Here is a 20769-nt window from a genome sequence, read left to right on the forward strand (position 1 = left end):
TTGGTTAAGCGGGTGCTTGACATCGCTGTGAGCGTCACCGCGATCCTCTTACTGGCCCCGTTCCTTGTAGCGGTGTGGGTCGCGATCCGCCTCGACAGTCCCGGGCCGGCGATCTTTTGCCAGCGCCGGGTCGGACGAGACGAGAAGCCATTCAATTGCTTCAAGTTCCGGACGCTTCGTCACAAGGCCGACGAAAACGTCCATCGCGACGCTATTCGCAGGGTTTGGGCGAAGGAGGTTCTCTCGAACGACCCTGATGCCCCATACAAGCTGACAGATGATCCTCGCGTGACGCGCGTGGGGCGGGTGCTGCGGAGAACCAGTGTCGACGAGCTGCCGCAACTGCTCAACGTATTGCGAGGCGAAATGAGCATCGTCGGTCCGCGGCCCGCGATACCTTACGAACTCGAGTACTTTCGCGACTGGCATCATCAACGTCATATCGTGAAGCCCGGCATCACCGGACTTTGTCAGGTTCGCGGCCGTGGTCGTCTGGGTCCGGATGCGATGCTCGAGATGGACGTCGAGTATGCAATGAACTGGACCTTGTGGACCGATCTGAAGCTGATTGCCCTAACGGTTCCCGCGGTGCTGCGGGGCCACGGTGCTCGATGAGGTTCTCGGGCAATGGACATGGAATCTGGTGAGGTTTGAAAAATGAAAATTCCGTTCGTAGATCTCAAGGCACAATATGCGACGCTAAAGGATGAGGTGGCCGAGGCGATTCGAGGCGTTCTCGAATCCACGCAGTTCATCGGCGGCGAGGCAGTTGCTTCGTTCGAACGAGATTTTGCCGCCTATTGCCAGGTGCCCTATGCACGCGGTGTGGCGAGCGGCACGGACGCGATTCATCTGGCGCTGCGGGCGTTGGGTGTTGGCCATGGTGACGAGGTGATTACAACCGCCCATACTTTCATCGCCACGGCCGCGGCGATCGTAGCGGCGGGAGCGCAGCCGGTATTCGTCGATATCGATCCCGATACCCACACGATCGATCCGCGGATGATCGAGCGGGCGCTGACAAGCCGCACGAAGGCGATCGTTGCGGTCCATCTGTTTGGTCAGCCGGCTGACATGGGCCCAATCAAGGACATTGCACGACGGCGCGGCCTCTTCGTAATTGAAGACGCGGCTCAGGCGCATGGAGCGGAGTATCAGGGGATCCGAACCGGGGCGCTCGGCGATGTAGCCTGCTTTTCGTTTTATCCGGGGAAGAACCTCGGTGCATATGGCGATGGAGGAGCGGTCACCACCAACAGTGCAGCGATCGCCGAGCGGATCGAACGGTTGCGCGACCACGGTCGAACCACCCATTACAACCACGCCGAAGTCGGGTTCAACAGCAGGCTCGATGCTCTCCAGGCCGCAGTTCTCCAAGTCAAGCTCCGACGCCTGGATGAGTGGAACGACCATCGGCGGCGTGCCGCGGAGTGGTACACCGCGGAGTTGGGACACTCGGGCATCAAGACGCCTTTCGTCCGAACGGGATCTACGCACGTCTACCACTTGTACGTGATCACCACGGGCGAACGGGACGCAATGCGCAAGAGGCTCGACGAGGTCGGCGTGGCGAGCGGAATCCACTATCCGTTGCCGTTGCATCTCCAGCCTGCGTTCGCCTATCTCGGCTACAAGCAGGGCGATTTGCCGTGCTGCGAAGCGATGGCCGCTCGATCATTGTCACTTCCCATGTTCCCGGAGCTCACGCGCGACCAGGTGCGCGGTATCGCCGCGATTGTGCGTGCTGTTGCGGAGCGCGAAAGCCACCAGGAACTGCAGCGGAAGCCCGTCGCGATGCACGCCGACGGCGGGAAGGTGTGACGATGAACCGAATTAGTGCACGGGCGGTGGTCGAGACCGAGGCAATCGGTGCGGACGTGACGATCGCCGAGTTCGCCGTGGTGCGGTCAGGTGTCACGATCGGCAACAGGGTGGTCATTCACCCGCATGTCGTGATCGAGAGTGGCGCGAGAATAGGGGACAACGTCGAGATCTTCCCGGGAGCCTATATCGGGAAGGTACCCAAGGGTGCCGGCGCGTTGTCGCGGGCTCCGCATTTTGAGGCATGGATCGATATCGGCCCCGATTGTTCGATCGGACCGCATGCGGTCATTTTCTACGACGTCTCGCTCGGCGCGGGTACCTTGATCGGTGATGGCGCCTCGATCCGTGAACAATCGCGGATCGGCTCGAAGACGGTTGTCGGACGTTACGTCACGGTCAATTACAATACGCGTATTGGCGATCGCGTTCGTGTGCAGGATCATACCTGGCTGGCCGGCAATATGACGATCGAGGACGACGTATTCATATCGGGCTGCGTCGGCACTTCGAACGACAACGCGATCGGCCGGAACGGCTACGATGGCTCGCCGATGCGCGGGCCCACTATCGCGCGCGGCGCGGCGATCGGCGTCGGAGCCAACCTCCTGCCGGGTGTCAGAATCGGTATTGGCGCTATCGTCGGCGCCGGCGCGGTGGTGACGAAGGACGTGCCGGACAACACGCTCGTGACGGGCGTCCCTGCGGAAATTCGACGGAAGCTCAACGGCGCCGGCGGCACTGCCGAAGCCTCAAGGGAATAATCGTGAGGATCCTCTGTGTCACCAATATGTACCCGAGCCCGGAGCGACCCGGGTCCGGAGCCTTCGTGTACCAGCAGGTAGAGCAGCTGCGTCGGTTCGGCCATACGGTCGACGTGATCAATATTGTCGGGTCCCAGTCGAAGCTGAACTATCTGAAGGGCAGCTTTGATGTCATGCGAATGACTGGCGTGACGACATACGACATCGTCCATGCGCACTACGGATATTCGGCCTATCCCGCCATGCTTCGGTTGCGGGCGCCGCTCGTCATCACGCTGCACGGAACCGATGTACTCGGGAATATCCTTGAAAGGCTGTCGACGCGGCTTGTCTCGCATTTCGCCGATGCCGTTATCGTCGTGTCAGAGGAGATGCGGAAGTGGATTCACGGAACTGTGATTCCCTGTGGGGTCAACCTCGACGTGTTCAGGCCATACGACCGCAGCGAAGCGCGAGCGCGGCTGCAATGGCCCAACGATAGATTCGTCGTTCTGTTTCCGTTCGATCCGACACGCCCTGAGAAGCGATATGATCTGGCCAGAGCGTCAGTCGACCGACTGGTGCAAGAGGGGGTCGACGCGCAGTTGATGACGGTCACCAATGTGCCGAACGAGGATATGCCCTGGTATTACAGCGCGGCAAACGCCCTGCTTCTCAGCTCGGATTATGAGGGGTCACCGACCTCCATCAAGGAAGCTCTCGCGTGCAATCTTCCGGTGGTGTCGACCAATGTCGGCGACGTCCGTGAACAGCTAAATGGCATCGCTGGGACGTGGATATGTCCGCCGGACGCCGGCACGATTGCGCGCAGCCTTCGAGAAGCCTTTGATTGGTCGCTGAACGGCGAATTTCAGGGGCGGGCGGCAGTGGCGAGATACGACCAGGCGCTCACCGTGGAAAGAATCGTCGGAGTATATGCCGACGTCCTGTCGAACTTCAGGGCAAGTACGGTAGGCAGGCGTTTGCTACGGAGCGGACGATAGCAATGCGCTTCGTGGAGAAAACGTCGTCGCCGGGATCATCGCTTCGGCCGGCGGAGGCGTGCGGTCATGGTTCTTACGGTGAGCTAGAGTGAAGCAGCTTCTCACGAACAGCGTAATCGAAATTGCCCGTTGGTCTGGCCTGATGCCGGCCGTCCGCAAGATCCTTGCTGGCCGGGCGGCGATCCTGATGTTCCATGAGATCCAGCAGGATGGCCGCTCGGAATTGATGACCGGGACTTCAGTCGGCCTCTTTGAATATTCGCTCAATTGGCTACGGCAAGAAGGCTGGGAGATTGTGAGTCTGGCGACATCTCTCGAGCGATTGGCGTCGGATTCCAGGGCGGGCGGCCACTATGCGGCGCTCACCTTTGACGACGGCTACCGGGACAATGTCGCGACCGCGCTTCCAATCCTCGAGCGATACAACGCGCCCTTCACGATCTACGTTCCCACTGGTGCGCCAAAACGGACATTGCAGGCGTGGTGGCTGGGCTTGCGCGAAATGTTTCGCTCTGGCGACACGGTAACGATCGATGCGATGGACAGGCGATTTCATTGCCCCCGGCTACGCGAAAAGATGGCGGGCTTGAACGAGGTAACCGAGTGGGTTCATCAGGATTATCACCGGATCGCAACGCTTGCTCCAACGTTCGACAAGGCAGGTCTGTCATTGTCGGCCTTGAATGAGGCATACTTTATGGATGAGCGCGAGCTTCAGGGCTTGGCGCGGCATCCTCTCGTGTCAATCGGCGGGCACACCGACTCGCATGCCGCCTTATCGTGCCTTGATAGTGAGACCGCACGGGCCGAAATGGCAGATAACCGCCGCTATCTGGAGCAGTTGCTGCAGGTTCCGGTTCAGCACTTTGCTTACCCTTACGGTGACTCCAAAGCATGCGGCCCCAGGGAAGCGGGCCTTGCAAAGGAGGTCGGCTTTTCGACCGCAGTGACGACCCGGCATGGGCAACTGTCTGATCTCAGATCGGATCACTTTGCGCTTCCTCGTATCGGCGTTGGGGGGCCATTCGATACGACAGCCAGATTCGAGGCGCGCATCAGCGGCATTCAGTCGGCGGCTCACATGCTGTTGGGGTCCCAACGTTGAATGTAACACCAAACCACTCACTGCGAGGTGGACTGAATCAGGTCACTCGCGAGGGCGTTGAGATGCGCATATTGCACGTTATCGAACGTCTTGGCCCGGGAGGAAAGGAACGACAAATCGTCGAATTGCTGAAAGGGCTTGCCGTTTACAGTGACATAAGGTCATTCGTCGCTGTTATGGACAAGGACGAGGTTCGCCTCGAGATTGACCGCGAACACGCGCAAGTCATTCAGCTCAATCGCAAAGGCAGAAAGGATTTGCGCCTTTTCAAGAGCCTGTACGAACTGGTCACCGACCTGAAGATAGACATCATCCACTCGTGGGGCTCGATGTGCTCCATCTATGCAGCGCCGGTTGCGAAAGTGTGCGGTACGGCTTTCGTAAATGGGTTCGTGCGGGATGCGCCCGCGCATATGACGCTGTGGACTGAGGGGTACGTGAGAGGCAAGCTGACGATCCCGTTTTCGGACGTTGTCGTTGCCAACTCGCATGCGGGCCTGGCTGCCTACGGTATTCCCGAGCGCAAAGGTCTCTGCATCTACAACGGGTTCAGTCCTGAAAGGGTCTCCAACCTGAAGGATAAGACCGAGCTTCGCAGCAATCTGGGGATTGTGACGCCCCACATTGTCGGGATGATCGCTAACTTTACGCCGAGAAAGGACTATGAAACCTTCGTCGAGATGGCATGCCGCATCTGCCGTCTAAGGGACGACGTCACTTTTTTGGCTATCGGTAGCGGTGGAACGCTGGAGCAGGTGCGCGACAGCATCCCGACTGAACATTCGCATCGCATGAAGCTTTTGGGGCGACGGAACGACATAGAGAGCATTGCCAATCTCTTCACCGTCGGCGTTCTCACCACCAATAGCCAATTGCACGGGGAGGGGATTTCCAACGCAATAACCGAGTGCATGGCATTGGGTAAGCCGGTTGTGGCAACAGACGATGGTGGCACTTCCGAATTGGTTCTCGAGGGCCAGACCGGATTTCTTGTGCCGAGCCATGACGCCGGCGCCTTGACCGATCGCGTGCTCAAGCTGCTCGACAATGCTGAGCTCGCCGATCGTTTTGGTGCCGCAGGACGTCGGCGCGTTGAAACGGCATTCTCACTGGATGCGATGTGCGATGCATATCTTCGCCTTTATCGGAAAGTGGCGCGCAAGGGGTCGCGCGCGACATGGCAAGGCGCGACCACGAGCGATATGGTCGATTGATCGTTTGGTCGTTCGATCTCGTTCCTGGCAACATGACGTGCGATTGGAGTTTGCTGAAAGGGAAGGGGATTGGTTGCGGCAGGGCGTTCAAATCGGTTCCGGAACGGAATGCCTCGCTGGAGTTTCCAGACTTGACGGCTTGAAGGCTCGCAGGAACAGCTCCAGGTTGGCCAGCGACCAAAGCACCTTTTCGTGGTTTTGACGGCGGGCGAGATGCTCGTTGACCAATTGCCTCAAGACGTCCCTGTCGCAGAAGGATGCCACACGTGCACCGTCGCAAACCAACAAATCGGAGATAAATTCGCGATGGGGACCGCGAAACCACTCCTCGATTGGCACGCGAAATCCGATTTTCTTGCGCGTCAGAGTCCCCGGTGGAAGAGTGTGCTGCATCGCTGCTCGCAATACCGACTTGCCGCCGCTCCGACCGACCAGGAAATTGTCCGGAAACCGCGCCACAAGCTTGGCGAGACTGGTGTCCATGAATGGCATCCTGCCCTCAATTGAACCCGCCATCATCATTCGGTCGGCGCGTTCAAGGAGGTTGTCGGGTAGCCACGACGTCTGATCGAAGAACAGCGTGCGCCGGACATTCGACCCGACGGCCATCGAGAATGGATGGGAATCCGGCGGCGTTACGGGCAGGGGGCGTCCGATAATGCGATCCCGTTCGTTAAGGGAAACTCCGCCAAACCAGAGTTGCATCCGGCTCGGCCAATCCCGCTCGCCCGCTGCAGTGGTCACGATCTTGGCGCGACGCATATCGTAGGGGAGTGCACGCATTGCGGGTGATATGATGCGATCATGAATGGTCTGCGGAACCAGTCGTTGGTAGAGCTCGATCCACAACTCGGCTCGATGCTTGGGATAGCCGCCCAGAAGTTCGTCTGCTCCTTCTCCAGTAAGGACCATTTTCACCTTGCTCGCCGCCATATGCGACAGCATCATAACCGGAATATCGGCCGGTTCGGCCGCTGGGGCGCCGCGACGCAGCACAGCGGTCGGCCAGCTTTTCAAGAAGTCGTGCGGCTCCAGCACGATCTCCTCGTGATTGGTGTCGAATTGGCGAGCTATGGCGCGGGCGTGATCGAGCTCGGAGTAGCCGGCTTCACGAAAGCCAACCGAGAACGTGCGCACGCGCTCAGAGCTATGGCGGACCATGGCGGCCACAACCGCGGACGAATCGATGCCGCCAGACAAGTAGGCTCCAAACGCAACGTCACTCCGCATGCGAATCCGTACGGCATCATCGAATGTCGCCTTGAACATCCGAACTGCTTCGCCAAAGTCCGTAATGTCAGGCTCTGCCGATGCCAACGGTGGTACGAAATACCGGGTGATGTTTGTGCGTCCTTCGCGCCACACCAGGTGGCAGCCCGGGGGAAGCTTGCGCACGGCTTGAAAGAACGTCTTGGGGCCGGGGACATACCGATTGAGCAGATAATGCTCGATGGCGTGCGGGTCGATCCGGGTATCCATGCCCGGGAACTTGAGCAGGGGCTCGATTTCCGACGCGAACAAAAGGCCTGAGTTCTCGGCGATGAAGAGCGGCTTCTTGCCGAACGGGTCGCGCGCGAGAACAAGCTGTTGGGTCCTCGCATCCCATAGCCCGAACGCGAACATGCCACGGAACCGCCTGATCGAGTCCAGTCCCCAAGCCCGATAGGCTTCGATCAGCACTTCCGTATCGGAGGACGTGCGAAAAGCATGTCCCAGAGAGACGAGTTCCTCGCGCAACTCAACGTAGTTATAGATCTCTCCGTTGAAAACGAGCCCGATCGAGCCATCAGCGCTCCACATCGGCTGGGCTCCGCCCTCGAGATCGATGATCGAGAGACGCCTATGCCCCAAGCTGACCTGATGGTGCCCGCCGGCAGTGTCGCCTTGCCAGTAGCCTGCGCCGTCGGGGCCCCTGTGCTTCATGAGGTTGGTGAGGCGGACAAGGGTCTCGTAATCTTGCCGGTGCTTTCCCCGAAGTGCCCAGCCCAAAATCCCGCACATGGCCCCTGCCAGCTTCTTCTTGTTTCCGAACAATGCTGTGGCCACGGATGTCCCTCAATGGGGCAAGCGGGTTAATCCTTGGAGATTGCGTCATCATGTCCTCTCGACTTGCTCGCGAGCACGGCGCGCGCATCACGCGCCGTCGCAACTGCGGCGTTCAACCAGCAGGGGGAGTCGAGCTGCTGAAGTTCAGCACTCGGGCCGGTAAGCGGCCCCGGCGGCATGCGTGCCCGGACTACTTGGCCGTTGCCTTCATGGCTGTCTTTCCTGTGACGATGCGGAGCATTGCCGTGCGAGAGGCGGTTGACTGCGGCGGGCTGCTCGAGCGCCCGACCATTCGGATCTGGTCACCAATCGTCAATTGCTTGATGTGAGCGACCCGTGTCTCGGCCTTCACCAGCTTCGGAATTGACGGCTTACTCATCCGAAGAGAATCCAAAGCTGCGCAGGACGCTGACACTTTGGATCGGCAAGCTTGGTCACCTGCGGCTATGTGCAAGAAGGGCTGCATTCAGCCGAATCTGGGATCGCTCACGATGGCGAGCGCCTCATTGGCAATATCAGTGGAGAACTTTTTTGCTCCTGCTGTGACGATCACGCTGAATTTAGCTGCAACGGCAAGCACATATCGCAGGCGACGGCGAGTTGGCCGCTTCAAACTATCGCCATGCTAAATAACTTTTTTTGCCATACTCCCTAATTAACCACCGACTCAGCAGTTGGGGATGGGCGATTCGCACTGCATTGGAATGTGCACGCAGTTGATCCTGTGATGCATCGGAAATCCGCTCGTGGCGTAGGCGTTGCGAGTGCGTGGTATGTCGCGCGCCTTCGCGCTGCGGCCGTAAATTCCCTTGTAAGCGTCAAAGAGAAGCATCTCTTGACCCATGGAGGCCTGAATTGGATACGACCGGGACAATCACATCATTTTCGTCCACACCGATGACGAGGTTTTCGATCGGTGGCGACGTCTACGGAGTGCAGGATGCGAGCACAAGCTACAGCCTGACCAATCCGGACCCACAAACTCTGCGCTTCGAAGTCAAGCAGGGTGATTATGCCTGGTACGATAGCTCATCTGTCGATCGCTCGGAGGTTTCAGGCGTTAACAACATTCCCGGCGGCACTCCCATCGCCCTGAACTATCAGTTCATGGTGGAGCCGAATGGCCCAAACGGGTCATTTGTGAATACGGCAGATGGCTGGTTCATCGTCGGACAGATGCACAATGATGACTGGTCGAGCGGAGTGGGCACCTCACCGCCGTTCGCGATCCAGCTTGTTGGCGATCACCTGCAGGTTGTCGCCAGATATGTCCAGCCGGGTCAGGATCCGAGCAACGGGGCCGGTAACGTGCAGATGCTCACGCTCTGGACCGACCCCAATCCAATCCAGACGGGCGTCTACAACAACATTCAAATACAGGCCGACGTTTCGAACACCGGTGGCGGCTATTTGAAGGTCTCGATCAACGGGACACAGGTCGTGAACTACAGCGGCCCCTTGGGTTATGGGCAGGCGACCAACTGGGAATACGGGATCTACCGGTCGACGGCGCCCGAGACCGTCGCCGTCGATTACCGAAACATGACGTTGTTGACCGGGACGGCGGCGACGTCGACTCAGCCGACCACACCGACGCAGCCGACCACCCCGAATGTCGCGCCGACGGTCACACAGGTCGCCGCTTCGCCGGGGACCGGAACCGAGCATGTCGGCGATGTCGTCACGTTGACCCTCACCTTGAGCGAGGCCGTGACCGTCACAGGTAAGCCGACGCTGTCGCTCAATGATGGTGCCAGCGCCACCTATGTTGGTGGCTCCGGGACAAATACCCTCACCTTCCAGACGACGGTCGCGTCGACTGATACGAACACCTCGGCGCTCGCCATCACCGGGGTCAATCTCGCGAGCGGCGTGAGCATCACCGATTCCGGGGGGCTTGCCGCCAATCTCTCGGGCGCGGTGAAGACATTCTCCGGTCTTCAGATCTCGAACACGCCCATCATGCCGACGCAGCCAACCACACCGACGACGCCGACGGTGACTACGCCGGTGCTCTCCGTCGCGGACAACTCGCTATGGGTCGCCGGCAGAGGCGGTCATGTCGACCTGGGGACAACGCTGTCCACGACCGATCCCAACGATCAAGTCAGCCTGAACATCAAAGGCCTGCCGAAATATGAGACGATCACGACCGGCGATGGCACGACGTTCAGGGGCAGCGACATCACTCTGAGCTCCGCGCAGGTCGCGAGCGGATTGACCCTGACATCGTACTACAAGGGCAATGCTCATCCAGTCGCGACTCTCACCCTGACCGCGAGCGCGACCGACCCGGTGACGGGCGCTGTGACGTCGGCGACGCCACAGACCATCACCGTCACGGATCCTCGGCCCTCCGCAACCTCAGGGAGCACGACAAACCAGGACCATGGGCTGCACCATCACCTTGGCTCGGGCAGCAGCACGCTGGCAGCTACCGCGCCGCAGACCACGTCTTTGGCGAATTACGATACGGCCAAAGGGTCCCATGCGAGCCATAGCTTCGCGCTGCTGAACCAGTATCTGGCGGGTGGCTCTGGTCGGGTCGACGGGGGCCAGATCGCGGCAGCCATCTCGAATGGCGCCGCCTGGATGCAGAACTCGTTCCTGACGAAGCCGCACCACTAACGCTCTGCCGCACCCGGGCACCTTGCGCCCGGGTGCGGCACCGTCAATTTTTGGGACGTCACGCGGCAAAGTGGTCGGACGGCAGCCGCGAAGGGGAGGTTGAAAAACCAATCCACAACGGAGGGTTGCCGGCTGCCGCCGTTTGACGGACAATCGCCGTAAGAATTCCGATTCGATACTTCGTTGTGAGCGTAAAACGCCTGAGTTTAGGTCAGTTTCCGGGCACAACTTGCGTGTGCATAAATCACAATTCGAAAGTTTTTTCGCCATTTTTGCTCGTTAACCAGCCTGCTCAGCCAGTCGGGGGGGCAATTTCAAATATCCCGTCGCGCTGAAATCTCCTCGCGGTTCGAGGCCCTAACGCTCTGATGACTGCTTGCGCCGTTTTGGCTGCAAGCACGCGTATGTCGCGTATCCTCGGATAGGCGTCATTGGAATTCCATGTGCATGCAAAGGACACAAACGCAGGCGGTAGCCGCGAAGGGTAGAGTAACGAAATGGCGATCCAGAACGGAAATGCCCACGCAACTCCAGATCTAGGGTTTCGAGCGCTGGCTCTGTTCCTGCGCCTTCATGGCGTGAACACCGAACCCGATCAGCTCCGCGATCGTTGCGGAGACAATGGGATAGGCATCCGCGGAATGCTTCGTTGCGCGCGCGAATTCGGGGTCAAAGTCCGTGCGACGACAATGGATTGGCCGCGGCTGGCGGGCATCCAGCTGCCTGGAATCGCTTCGCTGCATGACGGCGGATTCTTGCTTCTGGGAAAAATCGAGGACCAGGTAGCGCTTGTGCTGCACCCGACCTCGTCGCATCCGCGGCGGATGACGCGTGCGGAATTTGAGGCGATCTGGGATGGCGGCTTGATCTCGCCCGGCTCACAGAGCCTCACACACGGCGCACGTCATGCGATTGCCGACATCCGCGCCCGGGCAGTCGGCCTGGGCGCCGGCCTGATGCGCCACGCCGGTGGCCTGCTGATGCTTGTCCGCGACGGCTTGACCAAGGCGCGCGATACCTTGTTGACGAAGACGTCCGGCCTGCGGGCGCGCTTTAACGCTTCCGGCGATGTTGCGAACGAGGCCGCGGATATCGGGTCCCCGGCTGCGAGCGCCGCTCCCGACGACGTCGACGAATCCGGGCTCATTGCGCTTGCGATCTTGCTGCGTTGCCATGGAATTGCTGCCGACCCCGCCCAAATCCACCACCGGGTGGGCGCGGCGCGCCTCGGCGTTACTGAAATCCTGCGCTGTGCAAAGGAATTCGGGCTCAAGGCAAGGGTGCAGAGGACCAGCTGGGACAGGCTTGCAGTCACGCCGCTGCCGGGAATTGCACTGCTGCGCGACGGCAGCTTCCTGATTCTCGGCAAGCTCATCGACGGCAAGCTTCTCGTTCAGCGCCCGCTGTCTCCGCGCCCCGAAACACTTACCCAGGCCCAGCTCGAGGCCATCTGGGATGGTGGCCTCATTCTAATGGCCCGGCGCGCCAGCCTGACCGATCTCGCGCGACGCTTCGATATCGCCTGGTTCGTCGGCGCCATGCAAAAGTATCGCCGCCTGCTCACCGAGGTGCTCGCGGCGTCGTTCTTCCTCCAGATCTTCGCCGTCGTCTCACCGTTGTTCTTCCAGGTTGTGATCGACAAGGTGCTCGTGCATCGAAGCATGAGCACGCTCGACGTTCTGGTCATCGGCCTTGTCGTGCTGACTGTGTTCGAAGCCATTCTCGAGACGCTGCGCGTCTATCTGTTCGCGCATACGACAAACCGTATCGATGTCGAGCTCGGCGCCAGGCTGTTCCGCCACCTCATGGCGCTGCCGATCGCCTATTTCCAGACGCGCCGCGTCGGGGATTCGGTGGCACGCGTCCGGGAGCTGGAGAATATCCGCCAGTTCCTGACGAGTTCGGCGCTCACGCTGGTCATCGACCTTCTTTTCACGGTCGTCTTCCTGGTGGTGATGTTCTACTACTCGACGACGTTGACCTGGATCGTGCTCGCGTCCTTCCCATTCTACATCGGCATCTCGGCGGGAGCCGCGCCGCTGTTTCGCGCGCGCCTCGATGAGAAGTTCAATCGCGGCTCAGAGAACCAAGCCTTCTTGGTCGAGAGCGTCACCGGCGTCGAGACCTTGAAGGCCATGGCGGTCGAGCCGCAGATGCAACGCCGCTGGGAGGAGCAGCTCGCCGGCTATGTCGCCGCCAGCTTCCGCGTCCTCAGCCTGAACAACACGGCGAGCCAGGCAGTGCAGATGATCAACAAGCTGGTCATCGCCGCGACCCTTTACTTCGGCGCGCGGCTGGTCATCGGCGGAGAGCTGACCGTCGGCGAACTCGTCGCGTTCAACATGCTGGCCGCGCGCGTCAGCACGCCGGTGCTGCGGCTTGCACAGGTCTGGCAGGACTTCCACCAGGCCCGTCTGTCGATCGACCGTCTTGGCGACATCCTCAACACCATTCCGGAGCCGAGCTTCACTCCGTCCCGCGCGGCTTTGCCGCCGATCCGCGGCCAGGTGAGGTTCGAGCACGCGACTTTCCGCTATCGCATCGACGGCCCTGAGGTGCTGCACAACGTGTCGTTCAGCATCGAGCCGGGCCAGGTCATCGGCATCGTCGGCTCGTCGGGGTCGGGCAAGAGCACTGTCACCAAGCTGATCCAGCGTCTCTATGTTCCGGAGAGCGGACGCGTGCTGGTCGATGGCGTCGACCTCGCAATGGTCGACCTGAGCTGGCTACGGCGCCAGATCGGCGTCGTGTTGCAGGAAAACGTGCTGTTCAACTGCACGATCCGGGACAACATCGCACTGACCGACCCGACCATGTCGATGGAACGCGTCATCGAAGCGGCAATGCTGGCCGGCGCGCACGACTTCATCCTGGAACTGCCCGAGGGTTACGACACCATCGTGGGCGAGCGCGGCAGCAGCCTGTCTGGCGGACAACGCCAGCGTATCGCAATCGCGCGCGCGCTGATCACCGACCCGCGCATCCTGATTTTCGACGAGGCGACCAGCGCGCTGGACTACGAAAGTGAGCGCGCGATCCAGCAGAACATGAGGCGGATTTCCGCCGGCCGGACCGTGATCGTTATCGCTCACCGGTTATCGACTGTACGTAATGCCGACCGGATCATCACGCTCGAGCATGGCCGCATCGTCGAGGACGGCAGCCATGATGAGCTGATCCAGACCAACGGCCGTTACGCCAATCTTCATTACCTGCAGGCCGGTATCCATGACATCCGCTAGTCGCAACATCGTCCCGTTTCCGAGACGCGAACTTCGGCGCCGGGAGTACGAGCTCGCATTTCTGCCGGCGGCGCTCGAAATCGCCGAGTCGCCGCCGTCACCGATCGGGCGCGCGATCGGAGCGAGCATCATCGCAATGTTCTGCATCGCACTGTTGTGGGCGACGCTCGGCAGTGTTGATATCGTCGCCACGGCGACCGGCAAGATCGTGCCCGGCGGCCGCACCAAGCTGATCCAGCCGTTCGAGACGGGTGTGGTCCGCGCCATCAAGGTCCGCGACGGCCAGAGCGTGAAGGCCGGCGACGTTCTGATCGAGCTCGACCCGACGATGACAGAGGCCGACCAGGAGCGTCAGAAGAGCGATCTGCTAGCGGCAGAACTCGACGCAGCGCGATTGCGGGCGGCACTTACAGCCGATCCGCTCGCTGCCTTCCGTGCTCCGCAGAACGCAAGCGCCGCAGAGATCGAGATGCATCGCCAGTTCCTGATCAGCGAGCGCGCCGAGCAAAATGCCAAGCTTTCCGAAATCGAGCGGCAGCAGGGGCAGAAGGAGGCGGAGCGGGAGACGACATCGGCGAGTGTTGCCAAGCTGGAAGCAACCATTCCTGTGCTGCAGGAGAGGGTCGATATCCGCAAGGGCCTCGTCGAAAAGGCACTGGCTTCCAAGGTCGTCTACCTAACCGAGTATCAGGAGCTGGTCGCCATGCAGCAGGATCTTGTGCTGCAGAAGAGCCGGCTGCGCGAAGCCGATGCGGCGATCGCGCTGCTGAAGGAAACAAAGGAGAAGGCAGCCGCAGAGTATCGCCGCGCGACCTATGACGCACTTGCGAAGGCCGAGCAGAAGGCTGCGAGCGCGGCGCAGGAGGTGATCAAGGCGGATCGGCGCACGAAGCTCCAGCGTCTGACCGCGCCAGTCGATGGCGTCGTGCAGCAGCTTGCCGTTCATACGGTGGGCGGCGTGGTGACCCCGGCTCAGGCGCTCGCAGTGGTGGTTCCGAGCGAGAGCCAACTCGAGATCGAGGCGATGCTCTCCAACCGCGATATCGGATTCGTCCATCCGGGGCAGGCGGCGGAGATCAAGATCGATACCTTCAACTTCACGCGCTACGGATTGCTTCATGGCGACGTGCTCAGCGTATCGACGGATGCCATTACGCGCGACCGGACGCAGGGGTCGAATGACCACCCGTCGGGCGCCACGTCGAGCAGCAGCGAGCCGAAGGGTCAGGAGCTGGAGTATGCCGCGCGCGTTTCGCTCGACCGGACACACATGCAAGTGGAGGACAAGCTGGTCAAGCTCGGCCCGGGCATGGCGGTGACGGTCGAGATCAAGACCGGTACGCGCAGGATCATCAGCTACCTGCTCTCGCCGCTGGCGAGATACAAGCAGGAAGCGCTGCGGGAACGGTAAGAAGCCGTCTTGCTTAGGCGAGGCCTTGTGCCGCCGGACTAAGCCGGGCGCCACGCAGGCCCAATGCGGATGTTGGAAAGGTCCGGATCGCGGGTGACGCGATCCGGGTCGGCGCATCGCCGCCCAGACGTGAAGGCCGTAAGGCAACAGCTTTGCGGTCGTCGTTGAACGGCCCAGCGACCAGGCATTCTCGGCTGCGGCAATCGAGGCGGGGCCTCATCCACCATCCCGTAGATCACTGGATCTGTTCGGACACCCCTGACACGCGGACACGGCGTGCGGTATCCGCCGCCAACAGTCTCTACGGCCGGGGCCACCGCGCTCCACCGGGACGTCCGTCGGCATCGTCCGCCGTATACCGATCTGGCTGCCGCTTGAGGGCGCAACACGGCGCTTACCTCCAGGCAGCCTCTCAACGCATTTTGGTTACTTCGGATGGTGCGCTGTTCAGCTAGCGAATTCAATGCCACTGTCGGGCATTTCAGTTCAATGCAGGCGCTGATCGTGGTGGGATAGATCGGCCAGCATGCGGAAGGGTTAATCACCTTGTGCGGCTTCGTTGGCATATTCGAATTTACAGAGTCGTTTGAATCGGCACGCAGCCGGGCGCTGGAGATGGCAAAGACGGTTAGGCACCGTGGCCCGGACTGGAGTGGCATTTATTCCAGCGAACGCGCAATGCTCGCGCACGAGCGGCTTTCCATTGTCGACGTAGAGCACGGCGCCCAGCCGCTTCTCGACCTCGCCGCGGGGCGGGCGCTGGCTGTGAACGGAGAGATCTACAATCATGTCGCTCTGCGCGATGCACTGAAGCGGCCGCACGCGTGGAAAACGAAATCAGACTGCGAGATTATCCTGTATCTCTACGACGAGTACGGACCAGCGCTGTGCAAGATGCTGAGTGGCATCTTTGCGTTTGCCCTCTTCGACGAACGTACCGGAGATTTCTTCGTCGCCCGGGACCACATCGGCATAGTGCCGCTTTATATTGGATGGAGCGGCGACGGCGTAACTTATGTCGCCAGCGAAATGAAAGCTCTTGATCCGGTGTGCGAGACGATCCAGGAGTTTCCGGCGGGACATTACTATAACGGCAAGGCCCGCGAATTCGTCAGGTGGTATGATCCAGACTGGGCGCATGCATTTCCAACCAAGAAGGTGTCGCTGCACGAGCTCCGGACTTCACTCGAGACCGCAGTCAAACAGCAAATGATGTGCGATGTGCCTTACGGGGTACTTATTTCCGGTGGGCTCGATTCCTCGCTCATCGCAGCGCTCGCAGCACGACACCGCTTCAAGCGGATCGAGTCTGGAGAGACCGAGGAGGCCTGGTGGCCAAGACTACACTCGTTCTCGGTGGGTTTGGAAAATTCACCCGACATGAAGTATGCGCGAAAGGTGGCGGCTCACATCGGCACGGTCCATCATGAAGTTGTTTTCACGGTGCAGGACGGATTGGACGCGTTGCCCGATGTAATCCGGCATCTGGAAACCTTCGATGTCACCACCATTCGTGCCGGCACGCCGATGTATCTTATGGCGCGCAAGATCAAGGCAATGGGCATCAAGATGGTGCTGTCTGGAGAAGGCGCCGACGAGGTATTTGGCGGCTATCTCTACTTCCACATGGCCCCATCGGCAGAAGAATTCCACGAGGAGACTGTTCGAAAGCTCTTTGCACTGAGCAGGTACGACTGCTGTCGCGCGAACAAGGCAACCGCTGCCTGGGGGGTGGAAGCCCGTGTGCCCTTCCTGGACAAGGAGTTCCTGGATTACGCGATGTCGATAAACCCTGCCGAAAAAATGTGCCCCGGTGCGAAGATCGAAAAGGGCATATTGCGGGAAGCTTTTACCGACCTGTTGCCGCAGGAGATCTTGTGGCGTCAGAAGGAACAGTTTTCGGACGGAGTGGGGTACAGCTGGATCGAGTGCTTGAGGAATCATGCCGAGGGTAAAGTCTCGGATCAGATGTTCGCAGAGGCGGGTAAGCGCTTTCCGAAGCAAACGCCGACTTCGAAAGAAGGCTACTTCTATAGAACCATCTTTGACAGCATCTTCAAGAATCCGACGGCCTGCCTAACTGTCCCCGTCGGTCCCTCGATCGCGTGTTCGACGCCGACCGCGTTTCTCTGGTCCCAGCAATTTGCGGGCATGGATGATCCATCCGGAAGGGCAGTGAAAGGCGTCCACATCGAGGCCATTGATAACAGGTGAGCAGTCGGCAGCTCCGGCCGCGAAGACGCCGCCCGGACCTTCAGGCTGCTGCGGACCAGGTTGAGGGGATCGCGGGCCTCCACGACAGCGTCGGTCCGAACTCGGCGGCCAGTGCGCCTGCACGAGCCTCTATGGCTGGATCTGGACGCCTGAACCGGGAGCAGACTGCGATCTTCCCATGTGCCTGGCAGTTCGGAAGGCGGCCGCGGCCAATATCTCAATTTGCGTTTGCTGCCCCGAAGAGCCGCAGCTTCTTTTTTGGAAGGTTCATAGCGATCGTTCGCAGCGTTCGTTTGGCATCGCGGAGCTTCGCCTCGATGTGGCGTTCTGGACCGTCTCTGCCAATTGCGATCCACTTCATGGCATACTCGCTGTTTGCGAGATGGGCCTTGTGCCCAGCGCCACCAGCCAGGAAGTCGTAGCCGCTTTCCCCGCGTGAGATGCTATCCTCAATGGCCAGCACGTGGCTCACGAGCCCGGGCTTAATGCGGCCATCGCTCTCGTAAAGAAAGCCGCTTTGGTAGTTCAGGACGCGGCCGTCATGCACGAAATTGTACACGACCCCGACCGTCTGATCGCCAACCAGCGTCCGTGAGATGCGGACCGCTCCTGTGGGAACTCCGCGCGCGATCAACTCCTCGTGGAACGGACGGAAGCCCGGATTGGCGAATGCCCCTTTGCGCCCCCATCGCGACCGATGAAAGTCGCTCAGCAAATTGAAGGCAGCCAGGGCCTCCGTCGTCGTTTCCATGATCCGGAATTCAAGGGGACCTCGTTCGGCATACAACCTCATGGCACGGCTCACGGCCTGGCGCGTACTGCGGCCCAGCGTGGCGCGGTAATCCTTCTTTTGCTGGCGAGCCTTGGCGAAATCAACCCATAAGGCCGTATCAGCCTGCTTCACCTCGCTAACGAGCCCAGCCTTGCCCGCAGCGCGGCGAGCGGCCAACTCGAGGTCCGCATCAATTCCGGAGAGCACCAGCTGATCCGCGCGGCGCAAGCGGGACGTCAAAGCCTCGAGACCTGCTGGAATGATGGTGGCCGGTTGTTCTGCAAGAATACTATTGCACTCGATGAACAACCGGTCGAAACGGGTATCTCCGGATTCATTGAGCAGCCAACGTGCCCGCGCATGCGGCCCAAGTCTCCAGGCTCTCCGCCGGCAGATGATCGCCAACCCGACGATCTTGCCTGACGACCGAGCTACGAGGACGTGCGGTTGCGTGCCATCCGGAATATGCCGTAGCCAAGTGCCGATCCAGAGCCAGGACAAGAAGAACGAGTGAGTGGCCCGAGCTTCGAGCTCCTTCCACGCGGTTTCAAGCCAGGCAATGCTCTCCAGAGCCTCCAGGCTGACATCGGTGACGGCATCAGGCATGCTCATTCTTGTTCAAGGCCAGTGGACCGCAAGCGCGCCTTGATGCGAGAACAAGGATCCTGCTGCAATGATCGCGCATAATCCCATGATCGGGCGGGCCTGCTCACACACGAATCCTTCTGGCGGCCACGCCATTGGGCGGCTCTGACCGTCGCCTCGGCCGGGCGGATGACGGTACTATATCTGGAATTCGACCTATGTGCGGACCCTTTCTGGTTACCCACTCCTGCGACTTGTGCCTTCGGCGCGACTGTGCCGAGGGAAGCTGTGACCGGCCAGCTTTCGGCTGGCGCCGGCGGCTCCGGCCGGACGTCTGACGGCTTTGACTGTGCCCTCTCACCGTGACCTGCCATGTCGGCCCGTTAGGTGCTGCCAGCGGCGGCGCGGCCGGCGCGATACGCTCTGGCAGCTATCGCGCTTCGATCGCGCTATTTCCGCGATTGTGAGATGGAACGACTACGATGGTCGGGATAGAGCCTGGACCGATGCCAGGAACGCTCCGAGTTGCTCGACCAAATCTGCGGCGATCGACTTGTCGACCATCAGAATTGTGGTGCCCGGTGTTTTGTCGGATGACCAGGCGCCCTGAGCGGAGATCGCAGCATGATCGGAGCGGACCTTCACAAGCACGCGAACTCTCTCTACGTTGAGACGCTCGCCGACGAGATTGGTTCCTTCCACAGAGCCGCCAGCAGTTTGCCTGCCGACTGCGACGGGCGAGACCTCTAGTATCGCCTGGGCCAACCAGATCGCGTGCTTGTAGGGAATCGTCCAAATTGCCGAGCCATGATCGGCGTCGACATCGACTCTGAATGCCAGCCCGTCATCGGAAGTCTCAATCCCGCGAAAACCCGTGATGGTTTGTCGGTCAAGCGTGCCGTCTCGATTGGTCAACGCGGGCCTCATTTTGCTTTCGCGATAGTGAGCGTTGCTATTCCGGATTCAACCTGTTTTCGAGTGAGCTGATCGCTCCGCAATTGGGCGGGACCGTCGCTCCCTAGGCTGGAGCGGCGATCCCTTATCGCACGATAAGTTTGGCCGGGGTGTGGGTGTCCGCCAATCCGCACGACTGAGGACACGGTAAATCGGCACATGCCTGCGGCAAATTGCCATTCTGAACTAGTCCTAACTAAGAGGTTCAACAGCACGCCGCCTCTTGGGGCAAAGGTATTAGCGCGCTGCAAAATTGCGAAATCCTGGTGACGAAATTCAAGGGAGAGACGTAAAGTCAGGGGTCGAGGTTGACCGCTACAACCTCCGAAGTCCCATAGCCCCAGCTCCCACTGAGCCAGGGCTCCCCGCGCCACGGACGTCTGGCCGCGATAATGAAGAGGCCGCCAAGTGAGGCGACCTTACATTCCCGCGCAAATCCAGCTTTCAACTACTCCAGCACGACGGCTGAAAATACGGACAGCGCCCCGGTCGGTGCTGTCCAAGTAAGGTCACTCGCAGGAGCGGATTAGGCCATTGGCGCACCATCATTGGAACAACAATACCCCGTGTAACTCCGACGGGGTGAGTTCAGGCCCTAAGCCTTGCGCCCCGGTAACGGCCCCGGTCTATCGCCCAGATCGGGGCTGTTTCTTTTCGGCGGAGCAGCGGCTGGTAGCCCGCCCATCGCGGCATGTGCACGCTATGGGCGTCGAATTCTCTCCATCGCCGGCAAGAGGCGGCATCTGCAGAAAGAGAGAGCACGGGCGGGGGCTGGCCGGCTGCGGCTCCAATTGGCCCACAGCGCAAAGCTGCGTCGCCGGCTTCGAATTGGTCGTGGCGCCTCGATCGTTAGTAGAAGCGCAATCTTTCTCCCGCAGCATCGTTCAAATTTGCATTGGTTATTGATGGGCTCGGAAATGATTGCTTTTCCCGACAGGCGAAAGTCTGTGCGTAATCCATCGCTGGATAATGCCTTGATCAGGTTTGGTGACTTGGCGCTGTGCTGTATCGTTGGTGACATCACGGAGAA

13 protein-coding genes are annotated in these 20769 nt (G+C 60.2%); 10 read left to right on the plus strand and 3 right to left on the minus strand.

Annotated features, from left to right (window positions below):
- The first annotated feature begins 12 nt into the window (after nucleotides 1-12).
- The 6 genes from AC066Y_RS27340 to AC066Y_RS27365 all read left to right on the plus strand — a co-directional run bounded on the left by AC066Y_RS27340 (nucleotide 13) and on the right by AC066Y_RS27365 (nucleotide 5887).
- The gene (locus AC066Y_RS27340; protein ID WP_478276575.1) at nucleotides 13-615 is read left to right on the plus strand and encodes a sugar transferase; all 603 of its coding nucleotides are present in this window, start codon (nucleotides 13-15) and stop codon (nucleotides 613-615) included.
- 42 nt (nucleotides 616-657) lie between these two features.
- On the plus strand, nucleotides 658-1821 hold the full coding sequence (locus AC066Y_RS27345) for a DegT/DnrJ/EryC1/StrS family aminotransferase (RefSeq protein ID WP_478276576.1): 1164 nt from the start codon (nucleotides 658-660) through the stop codon (nucleotides 1819-1821).
- A gap of 2 nt (nucleotides 1822-1823) precedes the next feature.
- Nucleotides 1824-2585: a hypothetical protein gene (locus AC066Y_RS27350; protein ID WP_478276577.1), complete on the plus strand. Its 762-nt coding sequence runs from the start codon at nucleotides 1824-1826 to the stop codon at nucleotides 2583-2585.
- Nucleotides 2586-2587: 2 nt separating this feature from the next.
- Nucleotides 2588-3568: a glycosyltransferase gene (locus tag AC066Y_RS27355; protein WP_478276578.1), complete on the plus strand. Its 981-nt coding sequence runs from the start codon at nucleotides 2588-2590 to the stop codon at nucleotides 3566-3568.
- Nucleotides 3569-3656: 88 nt separating this feature from the next.
- Nucleotides 3657-4673, plus strand: coding sequence for a polysaccharide deacetylase family protein (locus AC066Y_RS27360; protein WP_478276579.1), 1017 nt, complete (start codon nucleotides 3657-3659; stop codon nucleotides 4671-4673).
- Nucleotides 4674-4735: 62 nt separating this feature from the next.
- On the plus strand, nucleotides 4736-5887 hold the full coding sequence (locus AC066Y_RS27365; protein WP_478276580.1) for a glycosyltransferase: 1152 nt from the start codon (nucleotides 4736-4738) through the stop codon (nucleotides 5885-5887).
- Between the two features lie 87 nt (nucleotides 5888-5974).
- Here the strand turns inward: AC066Y_RS27365 and asnB (AC066Y_RS27370) are convergent, their stop codons facing one another.
- A complete protein-coding gene (gene asnB / locus AC066Y_RS27370; protein WP_478276581.1) occupies nucleotides 5975-7933 on the minus strand; it encodes an asparagine synthase (glutamine-hydrolyzing) in 1959 nt (652 codons plus the stop codon).
- Between the two features lie 855 nt (nucleotides 7934-8788).
- Between asnB (AC066Y_RS27370) and AC066Y_RS27375 the strand changes: the two genes are divergently transcribed.
- The 4 genes from AC066Y_RS27375 to asnB (AC066Y_RS27390) all read left to right on the plus strand — a co-directional run bounded on the left by AC066Y_RS27375 (nucleotide 8789) and on the right by asnB (AC066Y_RS27390) (nucleotide 17428).
- On the plus strand, nucleotides 8789-10561 hold the full coding sequence (locus AC066Y_RS27375; RefSeq protein ID WP_478276582.1) for a heparin lyase I family protein: 1773 nt from the start codon (nucleotides 8789-8791) through the stop codon (nucleotides 10559-10561).
- A 497-nt stretch (nucleotides 10562-11058) separates the two neighbouring features.
- Nucleotides 11059-13803 carry a type I secretion system permease/ATPase gene (locus AC066Y_RS27380; RefSeq protein ID WP_478276583.1) on the plus strand — a complete coding sequence of 915 codons (2745 nt, stop codon included), beginning with the start codon at nucleotides 11059-11061 and terminating at the stop codon, nucleotides 13801-13803.
- Nucleotides 13790-15214, plus strand: a complete 1425-nt coding sequence (locus AC066Y_RS27385; protein ID WP_478276584.1) for an HlyD family type I secretion periplasmic adaptor subunit — start codon at nucleotides 13790-13792, stop codon at nucleotides 15212-15214. Before AC066Y_RS27380 ends, AC066Y_RS27385 begins: the two co-directional genes overlap by 14 nt.
- A gap of 546 nt (nucleotides 15215-15760) precedes the next feature.
- Nucleotides 15761-17428, plus strand: a complete 1668-nt coding sequence (gene asnB / locus AC066Y_RS27390; RefSeq protein WP_478276585.1) for an asparagine synthase B — start codon at nucleotides 15761-15763, stop codon at nucleotides 17426-17428.
- Between the two features lie 217 nt (nucleotides 17429-17645).
- On the opposite strand, the gene AC066Y_RS27395 is transcribed toward asnB (AC066Y_RS27390), so the two are convergent.
- Both AC066Y_RS27395 and AC066Y_RS27400 read right to left on the minus strand, forming a co-directional pair.
- Nucleotides 17646-18806, minus strand: a complete 1161-nt coding sequence (locus AC066Y_RS27395; protein ID WP_478276586.1) for a GNAT family N-acetyltransferase — start codon at nucleotides 18804-18806, stop codon at nucleotides 17646-17648.
- A gap of 456 nt (nucleotides 18807-19262) precedes the next feature.
- A complete protein-coding gene (locus AC066Y_RS27400) occupies nucleotides 19263-19700 on the minus strand; it encodes a hypothetical protein (RefSeq protein WP_092125497.1) in 438 nt (145 codons plus the stop codon).
- Between the last annotated feature and the right edge of the window lie 1069 nt (nucleotides 19701-20769).

This window comes from Bradyrhizobium sp. USDA3010 (assembly GCF_056429065.1).

Excerpts from the sequence above, each read along its gene's own strand:
- AC066Y_RS27380 (WP_478276583.1), top strand. The coding sequence starts at position 11,059 with ATGGCGATCCAGAACGGAAATGCCCACGCAACTCCAGATCTAGGGTTT.
- AC066Y_RS27345 (WP_478276576.1), top strand. The coding sequence starts at position 658 with ATGAAAATTCCGTTCGTAGATCTCAAGGCACAATATGCGACGCTAAAG.
- AC066Y_RS27385 (WP_478276584.1), top strand. The coding sequence starts at position 13,790 with ATGACATCCGCTAGTCGCAACATCGTCCCGTTTCCGAGACGCGAACTT.
- AC066Y_RS27395 (WP_478276586.1), bottom strand. The coding sequence starts at position 18,806 with ATGCCTGATGCCGTCACCGATGTCAGCCTGGAGGCTCTGGAGAGCATT.
- AC066Y_RS27350 (WP_478276577.1), top strand. The coding sequence starts at position 1,824 with ATGAACCGAATTAGTGCACGGGCGGTGGTCGAGACCGAGGCAATCGGT.
- AC066Y_RS27365 (WP_478276580.1), top strand. The coding sequence starts at position 4,736 with ATGCGCATATTGCACGTTATCGAACGTCTTGGCCCGGGAGGAAAGGAA.